This is a genomic window from Caballeronia sp. J97 (assembly GCF_905220305.1).
GTDB lineage: Bacteria > Pseudomonadota > Gammaproteobacteria > Burkholderiales > Burkholderiaceae > Caballeronia.
This window is the reverse complement of the sequence record NZ_CAJMZL010000001.1, coordinates 911,267-936,332: the sequence shown is the minus strand read 5'-3', so window position 1 is coordinate 936,332 and position 25,066 is coordinate 911,267. Positions and strand designations below refer to the sequence as shown.

At 62.9% G+C, this 25,066-nt stretch carries 21 protein-coding genes and 1 pseudogene; 6 read left to right on the top strand and 16 right to left on the bottom strand.

The genetic code is table 11. The annotated features are described in order from the left end of the window. Positions 1-649: 649 nt before the first annotated feature. From U4Y90_RS04305 to ppk2, 3 genes are all read left to right on the top strand, one after another. Positions 650-877, top strand: coding sequence for a hypothetical protein (locus tag U4Y90_RS04305; RefSeq protein WP_321792609.1), 228 nt, complete (start codon positions 650-652; stop codon positions 875-877). A gap of 55 nt (positions 878-932) precedes the next feature. Further along, entirely contained in the window at positions 933-1,781 is an 849-nt protein-coding gene (locus U4Y90_RS04300) for an aldo/keto reductase (RefSeq protein ID WP_321792478.1), read from the top strand. 148 nt (positions 1,782-1,929) lie between these two features. After that, the gene (gene ppk2, locus U4Y90_RS04295) at positions 1,930-2,751 is read left to right on the top strand and encodes a polyphosphate kinase 2 (protein ID WP_321792476.1); all 822 of its coding nucleotides are present in this window, start codon (positions 1,930-1,932) and stop codon (positions 2,749-2,751) included. A gap of 70 nt (positions 2,752-2,821) precedes the next feature. Here ppk2 and U4Y90_RS04290 read toward each other — a convergent pair whose 3' ends face one another. The 10 genes and pseudogenes from U4Y90_RS04290 to U4Y90_RS04245 all read right to left on the bottom strand — a co-directional run bounded on the left by U4Y90_RS04290 (position 2,822) and on the right by U4Y90_RS04245 (position 13,831). Continuing rightward, a complete protein-coding gene (locus U4Y90_RS04290) occupies positions 2,822-3,241 on the bottom strand; it encodes a hypothetical protein (protein WP_321792474.1) in 420 nt (139 codons plus the stop codon). A gap of 94 nt (positions 3,242-3,335) precedes the next feature. Further along, entirely contained in the window at positions 3,336-5,405 is a 2,070-nt protein-coding gene (locus U4Y90_RS04285) for an ABC transporter ATP-binding protein (protein WP_321792472.1), read from the bottom strand. Beyond that, positions 5,402-6,262 (bottom strand): ABC transporter permease, encoded by an 861-nt coding sequence (locus U4Y90_RS04280; protein ID WP_321792470.1) that lies wholly within the window; start codon positions 6,260-6,262, stop codon positions 5,402-5,404. Before U4Y90_RS04280 ends, U4Y90_RS04285 begins: the two co-directional genes overlap by 4 nt. After that, positions 6,259-7,278, bottom strand: a complete 1,020-nt coding sequence (locus U4Y90_RS04275; RefSeq protein ID WP_321792468.1) for an ABC transporter permease — start codon at positions 7,276-7,278, stop codon at positions 6,259-6,261. The genes U4Y90_RS04280 and U4Y90_RS04275 overlap by 4 nt, the downstream gene beginning before the upstream one ends. Before the next feature lie 4 nt (positions 7,279-7,282). Next, positions 7,283-8,944, bottom strand: coding sequence for an ABC transporter substrate-binding protein (locus U4Y90_RS04270; RefSeq protein WP_321792466.1), 1,662 nt, complete (start codon positions 8,942-8,944; stop codon positions 7,283-7,285). 137 nt (positions 8,945-9,081) lie between these two features. After that, positions 9,082-9,557: pseudogene (locus U4Y90_RS04265) on the bottom strand (cupin domain-containing protein). A 92-nt stretch (positions 9,558-9,649) separates the two neighbouring features. Continuing rightward, complete coding sequence (gene fusA, locus U4Y90_RS04260; RefSeq protein WP_321792465.1) at positions 9,650-11,755, bottom strand: elongation factor G; 2,106 nt, start codon at positions 11,753-11,755, stop codon at positions 9,650-9,652. Positions 11,756-11,968: 213 nt separating this feature from the next. After that, complete coding sequence (locus tag U4Y90_RS04255) at positions 11,969-12,538, bottom strand: DUF192 domain-containing protein (RefSeq protein ID WP_321792463.1); 570 nt, start codon at positions 12,536-12,538, stop codon at positions 11,969-11,971. 123 nt (positions 12,539-12,661) lie between these two features. Then, positions 12,662-12,871, bottom strand: a complete 210-nt coding sequence (locus tag U4Y90_RS04250) for a hypothetical protein (RefSeq protein ID WP_321792461.1) — start codon at positions 12,869-12,871, stop codon at positions 12,662-12,664. 384 nt (positions 12,872-13,255) lie between these two features. Continuing rightward, the gene (locus tag U4Y90_RS04245; protein WP_321792459.1) at positions 13,256-13,831 is read right to left on the bottom strand and encodes a pseudouridine synthase; all 576 of its coding nucleotides are present in this window, start codon (positions 13,829-13,831) and stop codon (positions 13,256-13,258) included. 203 nt (positions 13,832-14,034) lie between these two features. On the opposite strand from U4Y90_RS04245, the gene icd reads away from it, so the two are divergent. Beyond that, complete coding sequence (gene icd / locus U4Y90_RS04240) at positions 14,035-15,291, top strand: NADP-dependent isocitrate dehydrogenase (protein WP_321792457.1); 1,257 nt, start codon at positions 14,035-14,037, stop codon at positions 15,289-15,291. 156 nt (positions 15,292-15,447) lie between these two features. On the opposite strand, the gene U4Y90_RS04235 is transcribed toward icd, so the two are convergent. Beyond that, entirely contained in the window at positions 15,448-15,654 is a 207-nt protein-coding gene (locus tag U4Y90_RS04235; RefSeq protein ID WP_041730164.1) for a cold-shock protein, read from the bottom strand. A 526-nt stretch (positions 15,655-16,180) separates the two neighbouring features. Here U4Y90_RS04235 and clpS point away from each other — a divergent pair. Together clpS and clpA are read left to right on the top strand one after the other, a co-directional pair. Continuing rightward, entirely contained in the window at positions 16,181-16,495 is a 315-nt protein-coding gene (gene clpS / locus U4Y90_RS04230; RefSeq protein WP_008351199.1) for an ATP-dependent Clp protease adapter ClpS, read from the top strand. Next, complete coding sequence (gene clpA, locus U4Y90_RS04225) at positions 16,492-18,795, top strand: ATP-dependent Clp protease ATP-binding subunit ClpA (protein WP_321792452.1); 2,304 nt, start codon at positions 16,492-16,494, stop codon at positions 18,793-18,795. The genes clpS and clpA overlap by 4 nt, the downstream gene beginning before the upstream one ends. 127 nt (positions 18,796-18,922) lie before the next feature. Here clpA and dut read toward each other — a convergent pair whose 3' ends face one another. From dut to ileS, 5 genes are read right to left on the bottom strand one after another with little or no spacing between them, the layout of a single operon-like run. Next, complete coding sequence (gene dut / locus U4Y90_RS04220; protein ID WP_321792450.1) at positions 18,923-19,369, bottom strand: dUTP diphosphatase; 447 nt, start codon at positions 19,367-19,369, stop codon at positions 18,923-18,925. 11 nt (positions 19,370-19,380) lie between these two features. Continuing rightward, positions 19,381-20,391 (bottom strand): LLM class flavin-dependent oxidoreductase, encoded by a 1,011-nt coding sequence (locus U4Y90_RS04215; RefSeq protein ID WP_321792448.1) that lies wholly within the window; start codon positions 20,389-20,391, stop codon positions 19,381-19,383. 4 nt (positions 20,392-20,395) lie between these two features. Next, a complete protein-coding gene (coaBC, locus tag U4Y90_RS04210; RefSeq protein WP_321792446.1) occupies positions 20,396-21,604 on the bottom strand; it encodes a bifunctional phosphopantothenoylcysteine decarboxylase/phosphopantothenate--cysteine ligase CoaBC in 1,209 nt (402 codons plus the stop codon). Positions 21,605-21,658: 54 nt separating this feature from the next. Beyond that, on the bottom strand, positions 21,659-22,165 hold the full coding sequence (gene lspA, locus U4Y90_RS04205) for a signal peptidase II (RefSeq protein ID WP_321792444.1): 507 nt from the start codon (positions 22,163-22,165) through the stop codon (positions 21,659-21,661). Further along, positions 22,165-24,996, bottom strand: a complete 2,832-nt coding sequence (gene ileS, locus U4Y90_RS04200; protein ID WP_321792442.1) for an isoleucine--tRNA ligase — start codon at positions 24,994-24,996, stop codon at positions 22,165-22,167. Before ileS ends, lspA begins: the two co-directional genes overlap by 1 nt. Between the last annotated feature and the right edge of the window lie 70 nt (positions 24,997-25,066).

The window sequence follows — 25,066 nt, the reverse complement described above, 5'->3', positions numbered from 1 at the left end:
TTGCAATATATAAATCACAAAGATTAGGTAGGTAATAGCGATTGTTTATCAGTTGGGTTAAGTGCCGTCTGAATAGGCGCGGATTTTGACAACGAACGTCGTTCGCAAGCGGCTCTGATTCGAAGTGCATTCCGGCCTTGTCTGACCTGCTCGCAGAATAAGGCGAAGAAATATTGATTTTATTATCATATATGAGGTGAATGCTTAAGAAATCACATTTTGCACCACGGAATTCATGGTTTGCGAAGTGGTATATCACGGTCCGGATGGAAAGATTTTTTTTATCGACATGCACAATTGATAAATTGTCTTGCAAAATTGAAAGGTTGACGGTTGCAAATCAAAACAACAGTCACGTCATTCGTAAAAACACAAATAAACCTTTTTCGTAATATGGAATTCGCTTGTCGCGCAGCTTGAAATCGCCTTGTTTCTCAGTCTCGCGATCGGTTATTCGACTGGCTCGGTGAAGCTCGGTCTGATTCAATTCGCGGTGTTTTCGGCACCTGATCGTCGCATTGATGCTCGCTAAGAGCAGCGCTCGTATACCAGCCGGATATCGGGCATATTGCACTCGCGGTTTTTATTTTCGCGCCGGGATTCTCCGGCGCTGCGCAGTTCTTCGCGAACATCGGGCGCGGCTGGCGATATGGCACGTTGTCGATGGTCGCGCTCGTACGGAAACGCGCTGCTGCAGGCGGACATCGTCACGACCTATAGCGTGGGCCGTCTTGCGTTACGACAACGCGCGGCGCTGCTCGCTGGCGTGCTCGGCACGGCGCCAGGCGCAGTGCCGGCCGCGCCGTTCGCGATCACCTTTGCACTCGCCAATTTGCTGCTGCCGCTGCTCGGGCCGCTTGTAGTGGGACTGGGCTGACGTGATGGCCCGCTCCTTGCGCGATAATCGGCGGACCTACACGGAGACTTTTTTCATGACGCAAACCCATCCGACGACGGTCGCGCTGCCATCGGGCGAAACCATCCCGAGGCTCGGTCAGGGCACTTGGGAAATGGGCGAGCGCCCGAACGCGCGCAAGAGCGAGATCGCCGCGCTGCGGGCGGGCGTCGACCTCGGCATGACGCTCATCGATACCGCCGAAATGTACGGCGACGGCGAAAGCGAGAAGCTGATCGCCGAAGCGCTCGGCGACCGGCGCGACGAACTCTTCATCGTGAGCAAGGTGTATCCGCACAACGGCAGCGAGCGTGGCGTGCAGGCCGCATGCGAGCGCAGCCTGAAGCGTCTGAAGACCGATCGCATCGATCTGTATCTGCTGCATTGGCGCGGCGGAGAGGATCTGGAGGGCGTGATCGCGGGTTTCGAGAAACTGAAGGGCGACGGCAAGATTCGTCACTGGGGCGTCAGCAACTTCGACACCGACGACATGGAAGAACTCTTTTCGCTCGACGGCGGCGACGCCTGCGCGACCGATCAGATTCTCTTCAACGTCGCGCGGCGCGGGGCGGAGTTCGATCTGCTGCCGTGGCTGCGCGAGCGCCGCATGCCCGCGATGGCGTATAGCCCGGTCGACCATGCGCGCCTGCCGCGCGGTGGCGCGCTGGAGAGGATCGCGGCGGCGCGCGGCGTGTCGGCGTTTCAGGTCGCGCTCGCGTGGGTGCTCCAGCAACCGCAGGTTTTCGCGATTCCGAAAGCGGCGGACGTCGCCCATGTGCGCGAGAATCGCGCGGCGTTCGACCTTCTCTTGTCCGACGATGAACTCGCCGACATCGACGGGCAATTCAAGCCGCCGACGTCGAAGCGCTCGTTGGAAATGCTGTGAGCGACGGAAGCCGATTCGCCGTCCGCGCCGCTGGGCGCGGCAGGCGCTTTTCAGCGCACCAAGTATTACATTCGCACTACAAAGTGACGTGTCGCGCTCGATAGAATCGAAAGGATTTTTTTCGAGAACGCACGAGTGCGAGGAGCCTATGTCGGATGTCGTCGAAGAGTCGAAGTTTGTCAGCAAGCAAGTGGACAGCAAGCTCGGCAACAAGAAGTATTTGAAAGAACTGCAGCGCTTGCACGTCGAACTGGTCAGACTGCAGGAGTGGGTCGTGCACACGGGCGCCAAGGTGTGCATCGTGCTCGAAGGCCGCGATGGCGCCGGCAAGGGTGGCACCATCAAGGCCATCACCGAACGCGTCAGCCCGCGTGTCTTTCGCGTCGTGGCGCTGCCCGCGCCGACCGAGCGGGAAAAAAGCCAGATGTACTTTCAGCGCGACATGCCGCACTTTCCGGCGGCCGGCGAAGTCGTGATCTTCGACCGGAGCTGGTACAACCGGGCGGGCGTCGAGCGCGTGATGGGATTCTGCACCGAGGCGCAGGCGCAGGAATTTCTGACGACGGTGCCGTCGGTCGAGCGCGCCATCGTGCACTCGGGCGTCATCCTGATCAAGTACTGGCTGGACGTCAGCCCCGAGGAACAGACGCGCAGGCTCGAAAACCGCATCGAGGACGAGCGCAAGGTCTGGAAACTGTCGCCGATGGATCTCGAATCGTATCGCCGCTGGTACGACTATTCACGCGCGCGCGATGACATGCTCGCGAAGACCGATATCGACGTCGCGCCGTGGTACGTCGTGCGTTCCGACGACAAGAAGCGCGCGCGGCTCAATATCGTGAGTCATCTGCTCAGCCTGATTCCGTACGAGCCCGTGGCTCGCGCCAAAGTGAAACTTCCGAAACGGCAGAAATCGGACGGCTATCGCGACCCGGAGTGTGCCTGCATGCTCGTTCCGGAGCGCTTTTGAGCGTGCCACGTGCGGCGGGAAGCCGAAAAAACCATCGTCCCGCCACCTGTCGCGTTTTGAATGACCGCGCTTACGTGCACGCGTGATGTCCGTGCACCGAGCCGAGCACCGCGACTTCCGCGGGCGTGCGTTTGAGATCGGCTTCGTTGACCTGTTTCGCGTCGGCGAGGAAATCGTCGACGATCGACGCGACGGTCGTGTCGGCCAGGCACAGCGATACCCGCTTCGTCTCGCCCTCGGGCAGCGAGGAGCGCTGCGACAGGAACAGCACGCCGTACTGATAGCCGCGCACGATGCCGCGCACGGCGCCGACGCATTGCCCCTGCGCGGTGTTGTCGGACTTCGCGGCGCATTGCCGCGCGAGCGCATAGGCGGAGAAGGTCGGATCGGATGCGCCGGGCGTCGGGGCTTGCGGCGTGTTCTGCGCCTGCGCGGACATTGCGACGCCGAAGGTCAGTGCGCAGAGCGCGGCGGAAAGGGCGGGTTTCATCGGTTGAATCCTCGTTGTTGTTGAACGTCGAACCGATGAGAGACGCGCACAACTGCTTTGGTTCCGATGAATGGCCGTTTCGCGTTGCGCGAGATCAGCCTTGCTGACGCTGCAGCGTGCGCAATTCGTCGACGGGAATATGGCAATGAATCGCGTGACCGTCGCCTGCGTCGCGGCACGGCGGCGTTTGGGCCTCGCAGATCTCGCCGATCTTGCGCGGGCAGCGCGTATGGAACACGCAGCCCGAAGGCGGATTCGCCGCGCTCGGCAACTCGCCCGACAGGCGGATGCGCTTCGCGTGCGTCCCGTCGATCGACGGCACCGAGGACAACAATGCTTCGGTGTACGGATGCTGTGGCCCGTCGAAGACGGCGGCCGCTCGCCCGATCTCCATGATGCGCCCGAGATACAGCACCGCGATGCGATCCGACAGATACCGCACGACATGCAGATCGTGCGAGATGAACACGTAGCTCACGCGCCGTTCGTGCTGCAAATCGGCAAGCAGATTGAGGATCGCGGCCTGCACGGAGACGTCGAGCGCGGACGTCGGCTCGTCGCAGACCACGACGCGCGGATCGCCGGCGAACGCGCGCGCGATCGCGACGCGCTGCTTCAGTCCGCCCGAGAGTTGCCGCGTGCGCGAGCCGAGATAGCGCTCGGGCAGCCGCACCGATTCGGTCAGCGTATGCAGGCGTTTCTCCTTCGCCTCGCCGTGCAGCGCCGCGAGCTTCGACAGCGAACGCGCGATCAGTTGCCGCACGGAATGCGCACGGTTCAGCGCGGAATCCGGATTCTGGAAGACGATCTGCAGCGACTTCACCTGTTCTTCGCTGCGCCTCGTCACGCGTTCGGGCAGCGTCGCGCCGTCGAGTTCGAGCGACGCGCCTTTATCGGGCGACACGAGGCCCAGCAGAAGCTTCGCGAGCGTCGTCTTGCCGCTGCCCGACTCGCCGACGAGCCCGAGCGTCTCGCCTTGCACGAGATCGAGCGAGACATCGTGGACGGCGCGCACGTCTTCATCGCCGACGCGGAAGGTCTTCGAGAGATTGCGCGCCGAAAGGGCGAACGGTTGCTCGTCACCGTTCGCGACGGGCACGGGCGCTTCGTCGGTCGAGCGGGGCAGCGTTTGCGCGCGTTCGTGATAGTGGCAGCGCGCCATCTGATCGCCGTGTGCCGACGCGACGCGATAGGGCGGCGGCGCGTCCTTGAGACAGCGCTCGTCGGCGAGCTTGCAGCGCGGCGCGAAGATGCAGCCCTGCGCGATCGATCCCGGCAGCGGCAGCGAACCGGGAATGGTGTCGAGCCGTCCCGTTTCCTTGCTGCGGCCTTCGCGCGGCAGGCAGCGCAGCAGGCCGACCGTGTACGGATGGCGCGGTTGCGCAAAGACATCGGCAGTCGTGCCTTCTTCGACGAGCTTGCCGGCGTACAGCACGCCGACGCGATCGCACATGCGCCCGATCACCGCAAGATTGTGGCTGATGAAGAGCACGGCCGTGCCGAGCTCCGCGCGCAGCTGCGCGATGAGATCGAGCACTTCGGCCTCGACGGTGGCATCGAGTCCGGTGGTCGGCTCGTCGAGAATCAACAGCTCGGGATTGCACGCGAGCGCCATCGCGATGACGATGCGCTGCTGCATGCCGCCCGACAACTGATGCGGATAACTCTCCATCACCCGTTCGGGCGACGCGATGCGCACGCGTTCGAGCATTTCGACGGTGCGGGAGCGCGCCTCGTCGGCGGACGCGCCGGTCACTTCGAACGCTTCGGAGACCTGTCGCGCGATGGTCAGCGACGGATTCAGCGCGCGTCCCGGATCCTGATAGACCATCGACACGGCGTTCGCCCGCATGCCGCGCAGCGCGTCGGCGTCGAGCGCGGCGACATCGCGGCCGGCGATCGAAATGCGGCCCGCCTTCACGCGCCCGTTGCGCGGCAGGTAACGCAGCACCGCGAGCGCGGCGGTCGACTTGCCGCAGCCCGATTCGCCGACGAGCCCGTACGCCTCGCCGCGCTTCACGCGCAACGTGACGTCCTGCAGCACTTCGCGTTCGCGTCCGCGCGAGCGGTACGCCACCGTGAGGCCGACGACCGTGAGCGCGTCCGCCTGATCGCCTTTCGCGGCGCCGAAGGTGGGGAAAGCCGATGGCGGCGGTCCGTTCATCGGTCGAGCACTCCTTGCACGGCATCCGCGACGAGATTGACCGCGACGACCAGCGACGCGATCGCGGCGGCATCGAAGACGACGGTCCACCACGCGCCGCCCGCCATCAGCGTGTAACTTTCGGACAGCGCGAGGCCCCAGTCGGCGGACGGGGGCTGAATGCCGAAGCCGAGAAACGAGAGCGTCGCGACGGCGAAGATCGCGTAGCCGAGACGCACGGTCGCCTCGACGATGATTGGCGGCAGCACGTTCGGCAGGATCTCCGCGAACATGATGTAGAGCGCGTTTTCGCCGCGCAATTGCGCCGCGAGCACGTAGTCGAGATGCCGTTCGCTCAGCACGGCGGAACGCACGGTGCGCGCGGTGATCGGCGCGAAGGTCAGTCCGATGACGAGGATCACCGTCGTGTTGCTCGCGCCGACCGCGGCCAGCGCGAGCAGCGCGACGATCACGAGCGGCAGCGCGAGCAGCGCATCGATCACGCGGCCGATGACGGCGTCGACCCAGCCGTCGAAATAGCCGACGACGAGCCCGATCGCCGTGCCCGCCGCGGTGCCGAGCAAGGTCGCCAGAGGCGCGATGGTCAGAATGTCGCGCGAGCCGACGATCACGCGCGCGAAGACGTCGCGGCCGAGCTGATCGGTGCCGAACCAGTGATCGCCCGAAGGCGCGGCGAGCGAATTGAGCGGATCGGACGCGTAAGGATCGTGCGGCACGAGCCAGTGACCGAAGAGCGCGCACAGCACCCAGAAGAGCAGGATCAGCACGCCGATATCGAAAGTGGCCGAGCGCAGCAGCGCGCCGAGCGCCTCGAAGTTGCGCGCCTTGGACGCGGGCGTGGCGCTGGCCGTGCTCATGTCGGTTCTCCGGTGCGCAGACGCGGATTCAACACGACGTAGAGCGCATCCGCGATCAGATTCGCCGCCGTGTAGATTACGCCGATGGTCAGCACGCCCGCTTCGAGCATCGGAAAGTCTTTCGCCTGCGCGGCGTTGTAGATCAGCGAGCCGATGCCCTGATAGTGAAACAGCGTCTCCACGACCACGAGCCCGCCGATCATGTAGCCGAGTTGCGTCGCGGCGACGGTCACGGTCGGCAGCAGCGCATTGCGCAGCACGTGCCGCAGGATCACGACGCGCTGGGGCAGGCCCTTCAGGATTGCGGTGCGAGTGTAGTCGGCGTCGAGCGCTTCGACGGTGCCGGCGCGCGCCATCCGCGCGATATAGCCGAAGAACACGAAGACGAGCGGCAACACCGGCAGGATCAGATGCGCCAGTTGCGTGAAGAAGCCTGCGCCGGCGGGCGCGGTCGCCTCGATCGGCAGCCATTGCAGCCACACGCCGAAGATCAGGATCAGCACGATCGACGAAACGAATTCCGGCACGACCGTCGCCGTCAGTCCGCCGATGCTGATCAAGCGATCGATCCATCGCCCGGCATGCAGCGCCGCATACACGCCGCCCGCAATGCCGAGCGGCACCACGACGACGAACGCGAGCGCGCCGAGCTTCGCCGAGTTCCACAGCGCGTTGCCGATGAACGGCGCGACCGGCGCGCGAAACGCGTAGGACTCGCCCATGTCGCCGCGCAGGAAATGGCCGATCCAGCTCGAATACTGCGTGAGGAGCGGCCGGTCGACGCCGAGCTGATGATTGAGCGCGGCGACCGCGCGCGCATCGGCGAGCGGGCCGAGAATCGCGCGGCCGACATCGCCGGGCAGGAGCTGGCCGCCCGCGAAGACGATCATCGACAGCAGCCACAGCGTGACGAGCGCGAGCAGCAGCCGCACGCCGACGAAGCGCACGATGCGCCGTGCCTTCGCTGCGCCGCTGCGTTGCGCGCCGATGTTCGTTGATGGCGTGATCGTGCTCATTCGCTCAGGCCGAGATCGTCGCGCGGTCGAACCACATCTGTGAGATCGCGTTGAAGCGCACGCCCGAGACATTGGCGCGCGTGACGATCAACTGGTCGTAGAAGTAGGGAATCACGACCGGCGTTTCGTCGAGCAGCAGATGCTGAATCTGTCCGGACAGCTTCTTCTGCGACGCGACATCGAGCGCCGCGACAAACTGCGCGACGAGCTTGTCGTACTCCGGATTCTTGAAGTGCGCCGCGTTCCAAGTGCCGCCGCTCGTCAACGGCGCGTTGAGGAACACGTTCGGCACGCCGCGATGCCCGTAATCGGTGATGCCGAGCGGCGAATCCAGCCAGTCCGACTTGCCGAACGAGCCCGAGCCGTAATAGAGATCCTGACTTTCCACCTTCAACTGGATGCGAATGCCGATCGCCTTCGCCGCGTTCTGCACGACGACCGCGAGATCGGGGATCTCCATGTACTTCTCGGTCGTGAGCGTGACGTCGAAGCCGTTGGCCACGCCGGCGTCGCTCATCAGCTTCTTCGCCTGAGCGATGTCGATCTTGCGTTGCGGCACGGCGAGATCGCTCGACGGAAACACCGGCGCGAACGGGCTGTCGTTGCCGACCTGCGCGCGGCCGCGAAACAGGCCCTTCACAATGATCTCGCGATCGATCGCGAGCGCGAGCGCCTGACGCACGCGCTTGTCCTTGAAAGGCGCCATGTCGCAGCGCATGTGCATCTGCCGATGCGAACTGGATTTCGTGCCGAGCACCTTGAACTGCGGATTCGTGAGTATCGACACGCCGCCCTGCACGGTGAAGTCGCCCATCACGTCCGCCTGGCGGCCTTGCATCGCGAGAAGCTGGGCTTGTTGATCCGCGTAGAAGGAAAAGGTCACGCGATCGGGCAGCGACTTCTCGCCCCAGTAGTCGGGATTGCGCACGAACGACGCGCCGACCTTCGGCGTGTATTTCTCGAGCTTCAGCGCGCCCGTGCCCATGAACGTCTTCTCGTAGGGACCGGTGAAATTCGCCGGGAGAATCACGGCGTTATACGTGTCCGAGGAGACGTAGTACGGGAAATTGCCGTTGGGCGCGTCGAGATGAAACTCCACGGTGTGATCGTCGACGGCCTTCGCCGAATCCTTCGACAGCACGCCCTTCAGCACGGAGAGCGCCGCCGAACCCGCGCCGGGATCGGACAGGCGGTTGAAGGTCGCGACGACGTCTTTCGCGGTCATCGGCTGGCCGTCGTGGAACTTGACGTTCGGACGCAGCTTGAAGGTCCACACGTCGCCCTTCGCGTTCGACGACCACGATAGCGCGAGCGCGGGCTTGAGCGTCAGATGCTCGCTGTCGTCGTCGATCAGGAATTCGCCGGTCTGATTGATGAGCGCGAGACCCGCCGCGTCCGTCACCGTGAGCGGATCGACGGCGCCCGCCGGCATCAGATGCGCGACGCGGATCGTGCCGCCGGGCTTGCCCGCGCCTTGCGCGCGCGCACTCGGCATGCCGAAGAGGCCGCCCGCGCTCAGTGCCAAGCCGAGCACGCTCGCGTGGCGCAGCAGCTCGCGGCGCGTGAGACGCCCGGCCATGTACTCGTCGATCGCGAGATTGCCCAGTTCGCCCGCGCCTGGACGGGCGAGTTCGAGAAGATGCGCGTCGGTCGAAGGTTTCTTCATCGTGTGCGGATGTTGTAGTTGTCGCGCTCGTACGGGCTTTTCGCCGCGCAAGCGATCGGGTTAGCCGCGCGGAAAGCGCCGCCGCGTCTTTGCGGGGTAGCAAGGAACGCGCCGTCTCGCGCGCGCCTGCGCCCGCTTCAGTGATCGTGCGGATGCTTTGAATCGGATCGACCCAATAGACTTCCTCGGGCTTCTCCACCGCATCGATGTTCAGGTTCACCACCACCGCTTCGTTGTCGCTGCGCACGAGCACGCATTCGAGCGGATCGTCCGTGCTGGCGTTGATTTCCTGGTGCGGTACGTAGGGCGGCACGAAGATGAAGTCGCCGGGACCGGCCTCGGCGGTGAATTCGAGATGCTCGCCCCAGCGCATGCGCGCCTGTCCGCGCACGACGTAGATGACGCTCTCGAGCGCGCCGTGATGATGCGCGCCCGTCTTCGCATTCGGATGAATCGTGACCGTGCCGGCCCAGATCTTCTGCGCGCCGACGCGCGCCGCGTTGATCGCGGCCGCGCGGTTCATGCCGGGCGTCTGCGGGGTGTTGGTGTCGAGCTGATCGCCCTTGATGACCTTGACGCCGTGTTCGCGCCAATCGATGTGCTGGTCGCTCATTTCGGTGCTTATCGTCTGGGGAAAAGGAAAGTCCGTTGCCGCCACCAACAGGGCGAGCAACGGACTTCCGATACTACACGGTTCGATCGCGATTATTTCGCTTTCGAGTTGATGATCGCCTCGGACACGTTCGACGGCGTCTCCGCGTAGTGCTTGAACTCCATCGTGTAGGTCGCGCGGCCCTGCGTGAGCGAACGCAGCGACGTGGAGTAGCCGAACATCTCGGCGAGCGGCACTTCCGCGCGCACGAGCTTGCCGCCGCCGCCCGCGATGTCCTCCATGCCCTGCACGATGCCGCGCCGCCCGGAAAGGTCGCCCATCACGTTGCCCATGAAGTCCTCGGGCGTCTCGACTTCGACGGCCATCATCGGTTCGAGCAGCACGGGCTTGGCGCGGCGCATCGCTTCCTTGAACGCTATCGAACCGGCCATGCGGAACGCGTTTTCGTTCGAATCGACATCGTGATACGAGCCGAAGGTCAGCCGCACTTTCACGTCGACGACCGGATAGCCCGCGAGCACGCCGGCCTTCAGCGTTTCCTGAATGCCCTTGTCGACCGCCGGAATGAATTCGCGCGGAATCACGCCGCCCTTGATCTGGTCGACGAACTCGTAGCCCTTGCCCGGGTCCGGCTCCAGCGCGATCACCGCGTGACCGTACTGGCCTCGTCCGCCCGACTGCTTGACGAACTTGCCTTCGACGTCCTCGACCTTGTTGCGCACCGTCTCGCGATACGCGACCTGCGGCTTGCCGACCGTCGCCTCGACGCCGAACTCGCGCTTCATCCGGTCGACGAGAATTTCGAGGTGCAACTCGCCCATGCCGGAGATGATCGTCTGGCCGGATTCCTCGTCGGTGGTCACGCGGAACGACGGATCTTCCTGCGCGAGACGATTGAGCGCGATGCCCATCTTTTCCTGGTCGGCCTTCGTCTTGGGCTCGACGGCCTGCGAAATCACCGGCTCCGGGAAGATCATCCGTTCGAGGATGATGACGTTGGCCGGATCGCAGAGCGTGTCGCCTGTCGTCGCTTCCTTCAGGCCGACCGCCGCCGCGATGTCGCCCGCGCGCACTTCCTTGATTTCCTTGCGCTCATTCGCGTGCATTTGCAGAATCCGGCCGAGGCGCTCCTTCTTGTCCTTCACCGGATTGAAGACCGTGTCGCCCGAATTCACCACGCCCGAATACACGCGGAAGAAGATCAACTGGCCGACGAACGGATCGGTCATGATCTTGAACGCGAGCGCGGAGAACGGCTCGTCATCGCTCGGATGGCGTTCGGCTTCCTGATCGTCTTCCGTGTGGCCGAGAATCGCGGGCACGTCGACGGGCGAGGGCAGGTAGTCGATCACGGCATCGAGCATCGCCTGCACGCCCTTGTTCTTGAATGCGCTGCCGCACAGCATCGGCACGATTTCGTTGGCGATCGTCCGTTTGCGCAACGCCGCCTTGATCTCATCCTCGGTCAGGCTGTTGTGATCCTCCAGATACTTTTCGAGCAGCTCTTCGCTGGCTTCCGCAGCCGCCTCGACCATCTTGTCGCGCCACTCGTGAGCGAGATCCTTGAGGTTGCCGGGAATCTCTTCGTAGGTGAACTTGATGCCCTGGCTCTCGTCGTCCCAGACGATCGCCTTCATCTTCACGAGATCGACGACACCCTGGAAGTGGTCTTCCGCGCCGATCGGAATCTGGATCGGCACCGCGACGCCCTTCAGGCGCTCGCCGATCTGCCGCTGCACGCGGAAGAAGTCCGCGCCGACGCGGTCCATCTTGTTGACGAACGCGATGCGCGGCACCTTGTACTTGTTCGCCTGACGCCAGACGGTTTCGGATTGCGGCTGCACGCCGCCGACGGAGTCATAGACCATGCACGCGCCGTCGAGCACGCGCATCGAGCGCTCGACTTCGATCGTGAAGTCGACGTGCCCCGGCGTATCGATGATGTTGATGCGGTGTTCCGGATAATTGCCGGCCATGCCTTTCCAGAAAGCCGTCGTCGCCGCGGAGGTGATCGTGATGCCGCGTTCCTGCTCTTGCTCCATCCAGTCCATCGTGGCCGCGCCGTCGTGAACTTCGCCGATCTTGTGCGTCACGCCGGTGTAGAAAAGGATGCGCTCGGTAGTTGTCGTCTTGCCGGCATCGATGTGAGCGCTGATCCCGATGTTCCGATAGCGCTCGATGGGAGTCTTGCGGGGCACGTGAACCTCCTGTGGATATGTCGAACCCTGGTCGCCGCGCGGCGACCATCAGCGCGACCTGACGTGGTGAGATGCGTCGCGCTGAATCTTTTTAGGATAGCGCGTCGGCAAGCTCTTTGCAGGAATCCTGCCAGCCCGGCGGAAGGGATTTTCGGCGCAAAAAAACCGGCGTGCCGTGCGACGACGCCGGTTTTTCGAGGGGGCGGAAGAGCGTTACTGCGCGCGCGGCAAGCCCTTGATCTGCATGCCCGGCTTGATGCCCTTCGCGGCGAACCAGCCTTTGGACATTTCGAGCGCATACACGCCGTTGTTGCGCGGGCAGTGATTGTTCTCCGTCTCGGCCTGCATCTCGTCGATGTCGGTGACCGTGCCGTCTGCGCGTATGAAGGCAATCGACAGCGGGATCAGCGTGTTCTTCATCCAGAAACAATGCACGGCGTTTTCGTTGAACACGAAAAGCATGCCTTCGTTCGGTGCGAGCTGCGTGCGATACATGAGACCTTGCTCGCGATCGGCATCGTTCGCGGCGACGGCGGCGTCGATCACGTACATGCCCGCGGTCAGCTTCGTGTGCGGAAAATCGGACGGCTGCTTCGCGCCGGGCGGCATCGTCTGCGCGTGTGCGAGCGGCAATGCGGCGAACGGCAGGGCGAGCGCGATCACGCATGCACGCGCGAGCTTGCCGATGTTGAGTCGTTGATTCAAGAAGCGCGAGGCGAGATTCACGGCAAAGCTCCCATTCTTTTCGATTGTTTGCGCCTGAACCGGGCAAACCCCGCGCATGTTACTCGATGCACGGACACAAAACAAAAGGGCAGACGCCTCGCAGCCATCTGCCCTTCAACGCCGTAAGGACGGCGGTAATGCTTCGTTCTTGACTTCGCTATACCGCCTCTTACAACGAACTTACTGAGCGGCCGAAGCGGCTTCCGGAGCCGAAGCGGCTGCCTTGTGCGACTTCTTGTGCGACGACTTGTGCGACTTCTTGTGGGTCGACGACTTGTGAGCCGACGAAGCAGCAGCTGCAGGAGCAGCAGCAGCCGGTGCCGACGCTTCTTGTGCGAAGGCGGCGGTTGCGAACAGGCCAGCGACGAGAGCGGCGATCAGTTTGTTCATCTTTGAATCCTCAGCTTGAGTTAATTAACCAGACGACCCGGTCATTGAGTCATGTCGGTAAACGAGCCACCTACCTTTCGGTTGACAGTCGAATCGATAATTTGATTTTCGATATGACTGTGAACGCTTGAACCTTTCAAACACCCTGGAGCACACAGGCTGTCGTAATCGGCAATTCGCTCATGCCGGATAGCTTTGCGCGGCATCTGACGCCCTTAACGCATCGCGTGAAGAGTCGGTTGACGCGAATTACAGAGAAAATTGCGCGGCGGAGCAAAAATATTCGATGCGCGATTCGCGCTACTCGATCTTCATGACACGACGTTTAAGCGCATTGCACTATTCGATGCAATACGGCTTATTTTCAAGATAATTGAATGCGATTCAACGAACGCGCTGCCACGGCGCGCGCGGCGCGACCTCGACGGTCTCGCCGGGTGCGAGACCGAGCGCGAAGATATCGAGCGCGCCGATCGCAACGCGCACGAGCCGCAAGGTCGGGTAGCCGACGGCCGCCGTCATGCGTCTCACTTGCCGGTTCTTGCCTTCGGTGATGGCGAGCTCGATCCACGTCGTCGGGATGGCGGCGCGATAGCGGATCGGCGGATTGCGCGGCCAGAGCGCGTCGACATCGCCTTCAGCGACGAACGCGGCGCGGCACGGCTGCGTCACATAGTCGCCGAGGTCGACGCCGTTCGCGAGACGTGCGAGCGCGGCATCGTCCGGCGCGCCTTCGACTTGCGCCCAATAGCGCTTCACGAGCTTGTGACGCGGCTCGGCGATGCGGGCCTGCAGCGCGCCGTCGTCGGTGAGCAGGAGCAGGCCTTCGCTGTCGGCGTCGAGCCTGCCGGCGGGATACACGCCCGGTGTCTTCACCCAGTCGCCGAGCGACGCGCGCGTTTCGTGCGCGGAGAACTGGCAGATGGTGCCGAAGGGCTTGTTCAGGGCGATGAGTGGCATGCAAGGCGGCGCGCGGCGGGATCGAATGCGGCATCTTAATCCATGCGCGGCGCGGTCCCGAGCGCGCCGGCGCTGGCCAGCATGGTTAGAATGACGTCGTGAACATCATCGCGCATAGGTCGTCGTCCGCGCATGCTGCATCGCATCGCTCTTCATCCAGTTTGTTTGCTTCCATTCAAGCCCGGCCTTATTTGGAGTCGACCATGCCGTATCAGCACATCAAGGTTCCGGCGAACGGTGACAAGATCACCGTCAACGCGGATTTCTCGCTCAACGTCTCGGATCAGCCGATCATCCCGTATATCGAGGGCGACGGCACGGGCGTCGACATCACGCCGGTGATGATCAAGGTCGTCGATGCGGCGGTGGAAAAGGCCTACGGCGGCAAGCGCAAGATTCAATGGATGGAAATCTTCGCGGGCGAAAAGGCGACGCGCGTCTACGGTCCCGACGTGTGGCTGCCCGACGAAACGCTGGAGGTGGTCAAGGACTTCATCGTGTCGATCAAGGGGCCGCTCACGACGCCCGTCGGCGGCGGCATCCGATCGCTGAACGTTGCGCTTCGTCAACAACTCGATCTGTACGTGTGCCTGCGGCCGGTGCGCTACTTCAAGGGCGTGCCTTCGCCGGTGCGCGAGCCGGAGAAGATCGACATGGTGATCTTCCGTGAGAACTCGGAAGACATCTACGCGGGCGTCGAGTGGCCGGCGGATTCGCCCGAAGCGAAGAAAGTCATCAAGTTCCTGCGCGAAGAAATGGGCGTGAAGAAGATCCGCTTCCCGGATTCATCCGGGCTCGGCATCAAGCCCGTGTCGCGCGAGGGCACGGAGCGGCTCGTGCGCAAGGCGATCCAGTATGCGATCGACAACGACCGTCGCTCGGTCACGCTCGTGCACAAGGGCAATATCATGAAGTTCACCGAAGGCGCCTTCCGCGACTACGGTTACGCGCTCGCGCAGAGGGAATTCAACGCGGAGCTGATCGACGGCGGCCCGTGGATGAAAATCAAGAACCCGAAGTCGGGCAACGACATCGTCGTGAAGGACGTGATCGCCGATGCGTTTCTGCAGCAGATCCTGCTGCGCCCCGCCGAATACGACGTGATCGCGACGCTCAACCTGAACGGCGACTACATCTCGGACGCGCTGGCGGCGCAGGTGGGCGGCATCGGCATCGCGCCGGGCGCGAACCTGTCGGATTCCGTCGCGATGTTCGAAGCGACGCACGGCACGGCGCCCAAGTATGCGGGCAAGGACTACGTGAACCCGGGCTCGGAAATCCTCTCGGCTGAAATGATGCTGCGCCATCTCGGCTGGTTCGAGGCGGCGGACAAGATCATCTCGTCGATGGAGCAGTCGATTCTTTCGAAGCGCGTCACGTACGACTTCGCGCGTCTGATGGAGGGCGCGACGCAAGTGTCGTGTTCGGCCTTCGGCGAGGTCATGATCGAAAATATGTGAGGACTCAACTCAATTCGACGTGGTAAATAAAAACCCCGGAAGGCCTACGCATTCCGGGGTTTTTAACTGGCATCGTGATTCATATATGTGCGGAGCGCGAGGCGCAAAAAAACCCGGCGCGAAGGCCGGGTTTCAGAGGCAAAGTCGATCGAACGGTCAGACAGCGTCCTGGATGTTCGAAGCCTGTTTGCCTTTCGGTCCCTGGACGATCTCGAAGCTGACCTTTTGGCCTTCTTTGAGCGTCTTGAAACCGTTCATCTGAATCGCCGAGAAATGTGCGAACAGATCCTCGCCGCCTTCATCGGGCGTGATGAATCCGTAGCCTTTCGCGTCGTTGAACCATTTGACCGTACCAGTAGACATTCGTGCTTCCCCTCTAACTCTTGTCGCACCCAGAGCACGCTCGAAAAGCTCGACGGCACACCCCACAATGTGAACCGCCCCCTCCTCACAAGCTCACCTCGGCCTCTTTTTTCATCCCGTGGTTGGCCCCCGGAAAAAAGTGCCAGTTTGATTGTTAAATCTCTTAAATCGGGTGTCAAGGAATTTTTGGGATAGCCGTTAAGCTCGTTGCAAAGACCGCATTCGTAGGGTAATTCCTGCTTTGCGTGTGCGCTGCCGTCCAAGCACGTCATCTTGAAAAGTCGCATAATCGACTCACTTGTGTGATACCCGGCGGCCCGCAGCGCCTGGTGCTCGGTTTGTTTTTTTTGAAGCTGTGCGATACTGGTTTCGACGAGGTGCAAGCGGGCCGCGCCGAAATGTTGGGCAGCGGCAGGAATCGATGGACGAGTACTGTGCGAGCGCAGTTTTCAGCGACACATCCCGACCGGGCGGTCGGTGCTGGAGCGGTGATTGCGAGGGCGTCCGTGTTGTTTAGAATGGGTGTATGGCGATCAATCCCAACAAGCAGGATGGCACGGTACTGGAGCGGCAGGAGCAGAAGCTCAAGAAGCCGGCCATGTACAAGGTGGTGCTGCTGAATGACGACTTCACGCCGATGGAATTCGTCGTGATGATCGTGCAGGAATACTTCAATAAAGATCGTGAGACTGCGACGCAGATCATGCTGAAGGTTCATCGCGAAGGCAGGGGAGTTTGTGGGGTCTACACGCGAGACATTGCGTCGACCAAAGTTGAGCAAGTCGTTAGCCATGCACGGCAAGCGGGGCACCCGCTGCAGTGCGTGATGGAGGAAGCATGATTGCCCAGGAACTGGAAGTCAGTCTGCACATGGCGTTTATGGAAGCACGTCAGGCGCGGCACGAGTTCATAACGGTCGAGCATCTGCTGCTCGCCCTGTTGGACAATCCGACCGCGGCTGAAGTGTTGCGCGCCTGTGCAGCCAACATTGAAGATTTGCGTCAGAACCTGCGCAATTTCATTCATGACAACACGCCGACCGTGCCGGGCACGGACGACGTCGATACGCAGCCGACGCTTGGTTTCCAGCGCGTGATCCAGCGCGCGATCATGCACGTGCAATCGACCTCGAACGGCAAGAAGGAAGTGACCGGCGCGAACGTGCTGGTGGCGATCTTCGGCGAGAAGGACTCGCATGCTGTGTACTACCTGCAGCAGCAGGGCGTCACGCGTCTGGATGTCGTGAATTTCATTTCGCACGGCATCGCGAAGACGAACAGCGGCGATGCGGCGAAGACGAACAGCGAAGCCAACCCGGAATCGGAAGACGCTGCCGCGCAGAAGGAAACGCCGCTTGCACAGTTCACGCAGAACCTCAATCAGCTCGCCAAGGACGGCAAGATCGATCCGCTGATCGGCCGCGAGCTGGAAGTCGAGCGCGTGGTGCAGGTGCTGTGCCGCCGTCGCAAGAACAATCCGCTGCTCGTCGGTGAAGCCGGCGTGGGCAAGACCGCGATCGCCGAAGGCCTCGCCTGGCGCATCACGCGCGGCGAAGTGCCGGACATCCTCGCCGACGCGCAGGTGTACTCGCTCGACATGGGCGCGCTGCTCGCGGGCACGAAGTATCGCGGCGATTTCGAACAGCGTCTGAAGACCGTGCTGAAGGAGCTCAAGGAGCGTCCGCACGCAATTCTGTTCATCGACGAAATTCATACGCTGATCGGCGCCGGCGCGGCATCGGGCGGCACGCTCGACGCATCCAACCTGCTCAAGCCGGCGCTGTCGTCGGGTCAGTTGAAGTGCATCGGCGCAACGACGTTCACGGAATATCGCGGCATCTTCGAGAAGGACGCGGCGTTGTCGCGTCGTTTCCAGAAGGTCGATGTCACCGAGCCGACCGTCGAGCAGACGGTGGCGATCCTGCGCGGCCTCAAGACGCGCTTCGAAGAGCATCACGGCGTGAAGTACTCGTCGGGTGCGCTGTCGGCGGCGGCGGAACTGTCGGCGCGCTTCATCACGGATCGTCATCTGCCGGACAAGGCGATCGACGTGATCGACGAAGCGGGCGCGGCGCAACGCATCCTGCCGAAGTCGAAGCAGAAGAAGACCATCGGCAAGAGCGAGATCGAGGAGATCATCTCGAAGATCGCGCGCGTGCCGGCGCAGAGCGTGTCGCAGGACGACCGCAGCAAGCTCCAGACGCTCGACCGCGATCTGAAGGCTGTCGTGTTCGGCCAGGATCCGGCAATCGATGCGCTGTCGGCATCGATCAAAATGGCGCGCGCGGGTCTCGGTAAGACGGACAAGCCGATCGGCGCGTTCCTGTTCTCGGGCCCGACGGGCGTCGGCAAGACCGAGGTCGCGAAGCAACTGGCGTTCACGCTGGGCATCGAACTGCTGCGCTTCGACATGTCGGAGTATATGGAGCGTCATGCGGTCAGCCGTCTGATCGGCGCGCCGCCAGGGTATGTCGGATTCGACCAGGGCGGTCTATTGACCGAAGCCGTCACGAAGAAGCCGCATTGCGTGCTGCTGCTCGATGAAATCGAGAAGGCGCATCCGGATATCTACAACGTGCTGCTGCAGGTGATGGACCACGGTACGCTGACGGATAACAACGGCCGCAAGGCGGACTTCCGCAACGTCATCATCATCATGACGACGAACGCGGGCGCGGAAACCATGGGCAAGTCGGTGATCGGCTTCACGTCGCGCCGCGAGTCGGGCGACGAAATGGCCGACATCAAGCGCATGTTCACGCCGGAGTTCCGCAACCGTCTGGATGCGATCATCAGCTTCCGTTCGCTGGACGAGGAAATCATCCTGCGCGTGGTCGACAAGTTCCTCATGCAGCTGGAAGATCAACTGCACGAGAAGAAGGTCGATGCGGTCTTCACGGATGCACTGCGCAAGCATCTGGCGAAGCACGGTTTCGATCCGCTGATGGGCGCGCGTCCGATGCAGCGTCTGATTCAGGACACGATTCGTCGCGCGCTGGCCGACGAACTGCTGTTCGGCAAGCTGGTCAACGGCGGCCGTGTGACGGTGGATGTCGATGCGGACGACAAGGTCCAGTTGACGTTCGACGAAAACTCGGCGCCGCCGCGAAATCCGAATCCGGAAGCGATTGAAGTGGATTGACCGAAGGGGTCTTTGCAAGTGAAAAACGGCGCGGGCTGACAAGCCCGCGCCGTTTTTTTTGTTGCGCGTCGAATGGCGGACGGATGCTGAATGCCGCGCTATCGCGGACTGGAAACCGTGACGATCCTCAGTGCTTGCCGGTGCTGCCGAAGCCGCCCGCGCCGCGCTCGCTTGCCTCGAAGTCGTCGACGATATTGAACTGCGCCTGCACGACCGGCACGATGACCATCTGCGCGAGACGCTCCATCGGGTTGAGCGTGAACGCGGCGTCGCCTCGATTCCAAGTCGAGACCATCAGTTGACCTTGATAATCCGAATCGATCAGCCCGACGAGATTGCCGAGCACGATGCCGTGCTTGTGGCCGAGGCCCGAGCGCGGCAGGATCATCGCGGCATAGCCGGGATCGGCGAGGTGAATCGCGAGACCGGTCGGCACGAGCACGGTCTGGTGCGGCTCGATGACGAGCGGGGCATCGAGACACGCGCGCAGGTCGAGCCCCGCGCTGCCGGGCGTGGCGTAGGCGGGCATGAAGTCGCGCATGCGCGCGTCGAGAATCTTGACGTCGAGTTTCATGGATCGAAGCGTTATTGAACCGATTGGCCGAGCTCGAAGGCTTCGGCCAGGAGTTGATAGGAGCGCGTGCGCGCGGTGTAGCTGCCGGCGACCGTGATCACGATCAGTTCGTCGGCGTTGAATTGTTCCTGCAGCGCGTGCAGCTTTTCGGTCACCCGATCCGGCGTGCCGATGATGCTGCGCGCTTTCTCATGCGCGATCACCGCGAGCTCGCGCTCGCCGTAGACTTGCGAGACGCCCTGTGCGATCGATGGAATCGGCTGGTTGAGCCCGTACGCCATCTGCACGCGACGCAGATCGACGGCGCGTTCGAGCGCTTCGGCTTCGCGATCCGTATCGGCGCAAATGACGAACACAGCCGCGGCGAGATACGGGCTGGCCTCGAGACCGGGTGTGAAGCGCTCGCGATACGCCTGAGCCACGCGATGCCCGTACTGCGCATTGATGAAATGCGCAAACGCAAAGCGAATGCCGAGTTGCGCGGCGAGCAAACCGCCGAAATCGCTCGAGCCGAGCATCCACAACTCGGGACGCGTGTCGATCTGCGGTTGCAGCAGCACGCCTTTGGCGAGCGAGTCGTCGAGAATGTTGCCGCTGAAGAGGGCGATCAGTTCGGCGACTTGCTGCGGGAAGACATCGCCGCGATTGTACGAACCTGCCGCGACTGCCTGCGCCGTGCGCATGTCGCCGCCCGGCGCGCGTCCCACGCCGAGGTCGACGCGGTTCGGAAACAGCGCTTCGAGCATCAGAAATTGCTCGGCGACCTTGAACGGCGAATAGTACGGCAGCATCACGCCGCCCGAGCCGATGCGGATGCGTTTGGTCAGACTGCCGATGCGCGCGAGCATCACCTCGGGGCACGGATTCGACACGCCGTACAAGCCGTGATGCTCTGCGCACCAGTAGCGCGTGTAGCCGAGATCGTCGGCGAGTTGCGCGAGATCGAGCGTCGCGGCAATGGCATCGGCCGTGCTATGCCCGTGGATGACGGGCGTCTGATCGAGGACGGAGAGCCTGGTCATCGTGTCAGGACAGGAGCGGGCCACCGGTCTTCGGCGCGCGTTTGGCGATTTCCGCGATCAGCGTGCGCGCGAGTTGCTGCTTGTCGGCGCGCGGCAGCGGCGTCGTGCCGCTTTCTTCGAACAGCACGACTTCGTTGTCGTCGCGTCCGAACGCGAGCTGCCCGATATTGCCGATCAAAAGCGGCACGCCCTTGCGCTTGCGCTTTTCCGCACCGTTCACGTCGAGATTCCCGCTTTCGGCCGCGAAGCCGACGCAGTAGGGTGGATTCGGCTGCCTGGCGACGGTCGCGAGAATGTCCGGATTTTCTATGAACGTGAACGTCGGCAAGACATCGGCGGTCTTTTTGATCTTCTGCTCGCTGACGTGATCGACGCGCCAGTCCGCGACCGCGGCGACCGCGATGAAGATGTCGGCATCCGGCGTCGCGGCCATGACGGCGTCGTGCATCTCCTGCGCGGTCTGCACGTCCTCGCGATGCACGCCCCACGGCGTCGGCAAGGAAACCGGACCGGCGACGAGATGCACGTCCGCGCCCGCCTGCGCCGCCGCGCGCGCGAGCGCGAAGCCCATCTTGCCCGACGAGCGATTCGTGATGCCGCGCACCGGATCGAGCGGCTCGAAGGTCGGACCGGCCGTGATGAGCACGCGCTGGCCGCGCAAGATCTTCGGCTGGAAGAACGCGCAGATCGCTTCGAACGCCGCTTCGGGCTCGATCATGCGGCCGTCGCCGACTTCGCCGCACGCTTGCGAGCCCGAATCCGGCCCGAGCACTTCGACGCCGTCGGCGCGAAGCTGACCGACATTGCGCTGCGTCGCCGGGTTTTGCCACATTTGCCGGTTCATCGCGGGCACGACGAGCAGCGGGCAGTCGCGCGCGATGCACAGCGTCGAGAGCAGATCGTCGCACATGCCGTGCGCGAGCTTCGCGAGAAAGTCGGTGGAGGCGGGCGCGATGACGATGGCATCCGCCTCGCGCGAGAGATCGATGTGCGGCATGTTGTTCGGCATGCGCGCATCCCACTGCGATATGTAGACAGGACGGCCCGACAGCGCCTGCATCGTGACGGGCGTGATGAACTGCGTGGCCGCTTCGGTCATTGCGATCTGCACGGTCGCGCCGGCCTTGATGAGCAGGCGCGTCAGCTCAGCGATCTTGTAGCAGGCGATGCCGCCTGTCAGCCCTAAAACGAGATGTTTGCCCGCGAGTTCCAACTTGCCTCCATCGCAAAAGAACACGGCTCCGTGGAAGGAGCCGCGTCGTGAACATCAACGTGAACCGCGCACGCGCCGCAGCTCGTCGAACACCAGCAGCACCGCGCCGATGGTGATCGCGCTGTCGGCGAGGTTGAACGCGGGCCAGTGCCACGCGTTCACGTGAAAATCCAGGAAGTCGATGACATGCCCATACGCGATCCGGTCGATGACGTTGCCGATCGCGCCGCCCATGATGAGCGAAAGCGCCGTGCAGAACATGCGCTGCCCCGAATGGCGCTTGAGCAGATAGCAGATCACGATTGCCGCGACGACGCCGAGCGCCGTGAACGCCCAGCGCTGCCAGCCGCCCGCCATCGCGAGGAAGCTGAACGCCGCGCCGCGGTTGTAGACGAGCAGCAGGTTGAAGAAGGGCGTAAGCGCATGGGGATCGCCATAGGCGAACACGCGCTGCACGGCGATCTTCGTCAACTGGTCGAACAGAATCACGATCAGCGCGACGCCGAGCCACGGCGCGAGCGATCCGCTACTGGTAGTTTGTTTCGCCATCGTTCGAGCCATTATGCCGCGCCTCGCGTTTCGCCGGCGCCGAAGAGATTGGAGAAGCAGCGGCCGCACAGACCCGGATGTTCCGCGTGCGAGCCGACGTCGGCGCAGTAGTGCCAGCAGCGCTCGCACTTCATGTAGCTCGATGCGGTGACATCGACGCCTTCTTCCGCTTCGCTCGCCACCTTTTCCACTTGCGCCGACGACGTGATCAGCACGAAGCGCAATGCATCGCCCAGGCTCGCGAGCGCGTCGTAACGCGCGCCGCTCGCGCGAACCACGACTTCCGCCTGCAGCGACGAGCCGATCTGGTTCGCCGTGCGTGCTTCTTCCAGCGCCTTGGTCACGTCGCCGCGCGCGTTGCGGATGAGCGTCCACTTGTCGAGCAGATCGCCGCCGTTCGCGATCTCCGGATACGTCGCGAAGACTTCGGTGAAGATGGTGTCCTGACCGGGCTTGAGCACCTTGTGCGCTTCTTCCGCCGTGAACGACAGATACGGCGCGACGAGACGCAGCAAGCCATGCGCGATATGGAACAGCGCGGTCTGCGCGCTGCGGCGCTCGCGCGAACCGGGCTTGGTCGTGTACAAGCGGTCCTTCAGCACGTCCAGATAAAAGCCGCCGAGATCCTCCGAGCAGAAGGTCGCAATCTTTGCGACGACCGGATGGAACTCGTACTTCTCGTAGTGCGAGAGGGCGTCGTCCTGCAGATTGCGCGTGAGCGCGACCGCATACCGGTCGATTTCGAGCCAGTCCTGCACCGGCAGCGCGTCCTTGTCGAAATCGAAGTCCGACAGGTTCGCGAGCAGAAAGCGCAACGTGTTGCGGATACGCCGGTACGTCTCCGTCACGCGCTTCAGGATTTCCTCGGAAATCGCGAGCTCGCCGGAGTAATCCGTCGATGCGATCCACAAGCGGATGATTTCCGCGCCCAGCCGGTTCGACACTTCATGCGGGTCGATGCCGTTGCCGAGCGACTTCGACATCTTGCGGCCTTCGCCGTCGACGGTGAAGCCGTGCGTGAGCAGCGCGTCGTAGGGCGGACGGCCGTCGAGCATCGACGCGGTCAACAGCGACGAATGGAACCAGCCGCGATGCTGATCCGAGCCTTCGAGATAGAGGTCGGCCGGGAATTGCAGCGAGTCCTTGTGCGAGCCGCGCAGCACGTGCCAGTGCGTCGTGCCGGAATCGAACCACACGTCGAGCGTGTCGCGGTTCTTCTCGTACATGTTGGCGTCGTCGCCGATCAACTCGCGCGGATCGAGCGATTGCCACGTCTCGATGCCGCCTTCCTCGACGCGCTTCGCCACTTCCTCGAGGAGTTCCAGCGTGCGCGGATGCAACTCGCCCGTTTCCTTGTGCACGAAGAACGCCATCGGCACGCCCCACTGGCGCTGACGCGAGAGCGTCCAGTCCGGGCGGTTCGCGATCATGCTGTAGAGACGCTGCTTGCCCCACGACGGATAGAACGCCGTGTTCTCGACGCCTTCGAGCGCGATTTCGCGCAGCGTGCGGCCGCCGTCCTTCGGCTTCACGTCCATGCCGGCGAACCATTGCGAGGTAGCGCGATAAATGATCGGCGTCTTGTGGCGCCAGCAATGCATGTAGCTGTGCGTGTACTTTTCCGACTTGAGCAACGAGCCCGCGCCTTCGAGCGCTTCGACGATCTGCGGGTTCGCCTTCCAGATCGACAGCCCGCCGAAGAGCGGCAGCGATTCGATATAGCGGCCGTCGCCCAGCACAGGATTGATGAAGTCCGAGTCGGCCATGCCGTGCGCCTTGCACGACACGAAGTCTTCGACACCGTACGCCGGCGACGAATGCACGATGCCCGTGCCGCTTTCGGTCGTCACGTAGTCGCCGAGATAGACCGGCGCAGTGCGCTTGTAGCCTGGATGCGCGGCCGCGAGCGGATGATGGAAGCGCAGGTTGGCGAGCTTCTCGCCGGTCGTCGTCGCGATGACATCGCCCGGCAGGCCGTAGTTCTGCAGGCAGGCCTCGACGCGTTCCTGCGCGAGGATCAGCAAGCCGCGCGGCGTATTGACGAGCGCATAGACGATCTCCGGATGCACGTTCAGCGCCTGGTTGGCGGGAATGGTCCAGGGCGTCGTCGTCCAGATGACGATGCCGCCTTCCGTCTTGGGCAGCGCGGGCAGGCCGAACGCCTGCGCGGTTTTTTCAGGCTCCGCGAACGCGAACATCACGTCGATGGTCGGATCGGTCTTGTCCTTGTACTCGACTTCCGCTTCGGCGAGCGCCGAGCCGCAGTCGAAGCACCAGTTCACCGGCTTCAGGCCGCGGAACACGAAACCCTTTTCCATGATCTTGCCGAGCGCGCGGATTTCGCCCGCTTCGTTGGCGAAGTTCATTGTCTTGTACGGGTTGTCCCAGTCGCCGAGCACGCCCAGGCGCCGGAAGCCGAGCTTCTGCTTTTCGATCTGCTCGCCGGCGTAGGCGCGCGCCTTCTGCATGACTTCGATGGCGGGCAGCGTCTTGCCGAATTGCTTTTCGATCTGGATTTCGATTGGCATCCCGTGGCAGTCCCAGCCCGGCACATAGACGGCGTCGAAGCCCGCGAGATTGCGCGCCTTGACGATCATGTCCTTCAGGATCTTGTTGACGGCGTGGCCGAGGTGGATGTCGCCGTTCGCGTACGGCGGGCCGTCGTGCAGAATGAACTTCTTGCGGCCCTTCGAGGCCGCCCGGATCTTCTCGTACACCTTGTTGTCCTGCCATTCCTTGACCCACGCGGGCTCGCGCTTGGGCAGATCGCCGCGCATCGGGAAGGGCGTGTCGAGCAGGTTGACGGGGTATTTCGAGGAGGCTTTCTCTTTCTTGTCGCTCATGGGTGACTCAGTGAATTCGGTGAGACGGCGCTCGGCTTCAGCGCGCGATTATCGGTAAGCGGGGCAGCGA

Excerpts from the sequence above, each read along its gene's own strand:
- U4Y90_RS04305 (WP_321792609.1), top strand. The coding sequence starts at position 650 with ATGGCACGTTGTCGATGGTCGCGCTCGTACGGAAACGCGCTGCTGCAG.
- U4Y90_RS04300 (WP_321792478.1), top strand. The coding sequence starts at position 933 with ATGACGCAAACCCATCCGACGACGGTCGCGCTGCCATCGGGCGAAACC.
- ppk2 (WP_321792476.1), top strand. The coding sequence starts at position 1,930 with ATGTCGGATGTCGTCGAAGAGTCGAAGTTTGTCAGCAAGCAAGTGGAC.
- U4Y90_RS04290 (WP_321792474.1), bottom strand. The coding sequence starts at position 3,241 with ATGAAACCCGCCCTTTCCGCCGCGCTCTGCGCACTGACCTTCGGCGTC.
- U4Y90_RS04285 (WP_321792472.1), bottom strand. The coding sequence starts at position 5,405 with ATGAACGGACCGCCGCCATCGGCTTTCCCCACCTTCGGCGCCGCGAAA.
- U4Y90_RS04280 (WP_321792470.1), bottom strand. The coding sequence starts at position 6,262 with ATGAGCACGGCCAGCGCCACGCCCGCGTCCAAGGCGCGCAACTTCGAG.
- U4Y90_RS04275 (WP_321792468.1), bottom strand. The coding sequence starts at position 7,278 with ATGAGCACGATCACGCCATCAACGAACATCGGCGCGCAACGCAGCGGC.
- U4Y90_RS04270 (WP_321792466.1), bottom strand. The coding sequence starts at position 8,944 with ATGAAGAAACCTTCGACCGACGCGCATCTTCTCGAACTCGCCCGTCCA.
- U4Y90_RS04255 (WP_321792463.1), bottom strand. The coding sequence starts at position 12,538 with ATGCGCGGGGTTTGCCCGGTTCAGGCGCAAACAATCGAAAAGAATGGG.
- U4Y90_RS04250 (WP_321792461.1), bottom strand. The coding sequence starts at position 12,871 with ATGAACAAACTGATCGCCGCTCTCGTCGCTGGCCTGTTCGCAACCGCC.
- U4Y90_RS04245 (WP_321792459.1), bottom strand. The coding sequence starts at position 13,831 with ATGCCACTCATCGCCCTGAACAAGCCCTTCGGCACCATCTGCCAGTTC.
- icd (WP_321792457.1), top strand. The coding sequence starts at position 14,035 with ATGCCGTATCAGCACATCAAGGTTCCGGCGAACGGTGACAAGATCACC.
- U4Y90_RS04235 (WP_041730164.1), bottom strand. The coding sequence starts at position 15,654 with ATGTCTACTGGTACGGTCAAATGGTTCAACGACGCGAAAGGCTACGGA.
- clpS (WP_008351199.1), top strand. The coding sequence starts at position 16,181 with ATGGCGATCAATCCCAACAAGCAGGATGGCACGGTACTGGAGCGGCAG.
- clpA (WP_321792452.1), top strand. The coding sequence starts at position 16,492 with ATGATTGCCCAGGAACTGGAAGTCAGTCTGCACATGGCGTTTATGGAA.
- dut (WP_321792450.1), bottom strand. The coding sequence starts at position 19,369 with ATGAAACTCGACGTCAAGATTCTCGACGCGCGCATGCGCGACTTCATG.
- U4Y90_RS04215 (WP_321792448.1), bottom strand. The coding sequence starts at position 20,391 with ATGACCAGGCTCTCCGTCCTCGATCAGACGCCCGTCATCCACGGGCAT.
- lspA (WP_321792444.1), bottom strand. The coding sequence starts at position 22,165 with ATGGCTCGAACGATGGCGAAACAAACTACCAGTAGCGGATCGCTCGCG.
- ileS (WP_321792442.1), bottom strand. The coding sequence starts at position 24,996 with ATGAGCGACAAGAAAGAGAAAGCCTCCTCGAAATACCCCGTCAACCTG.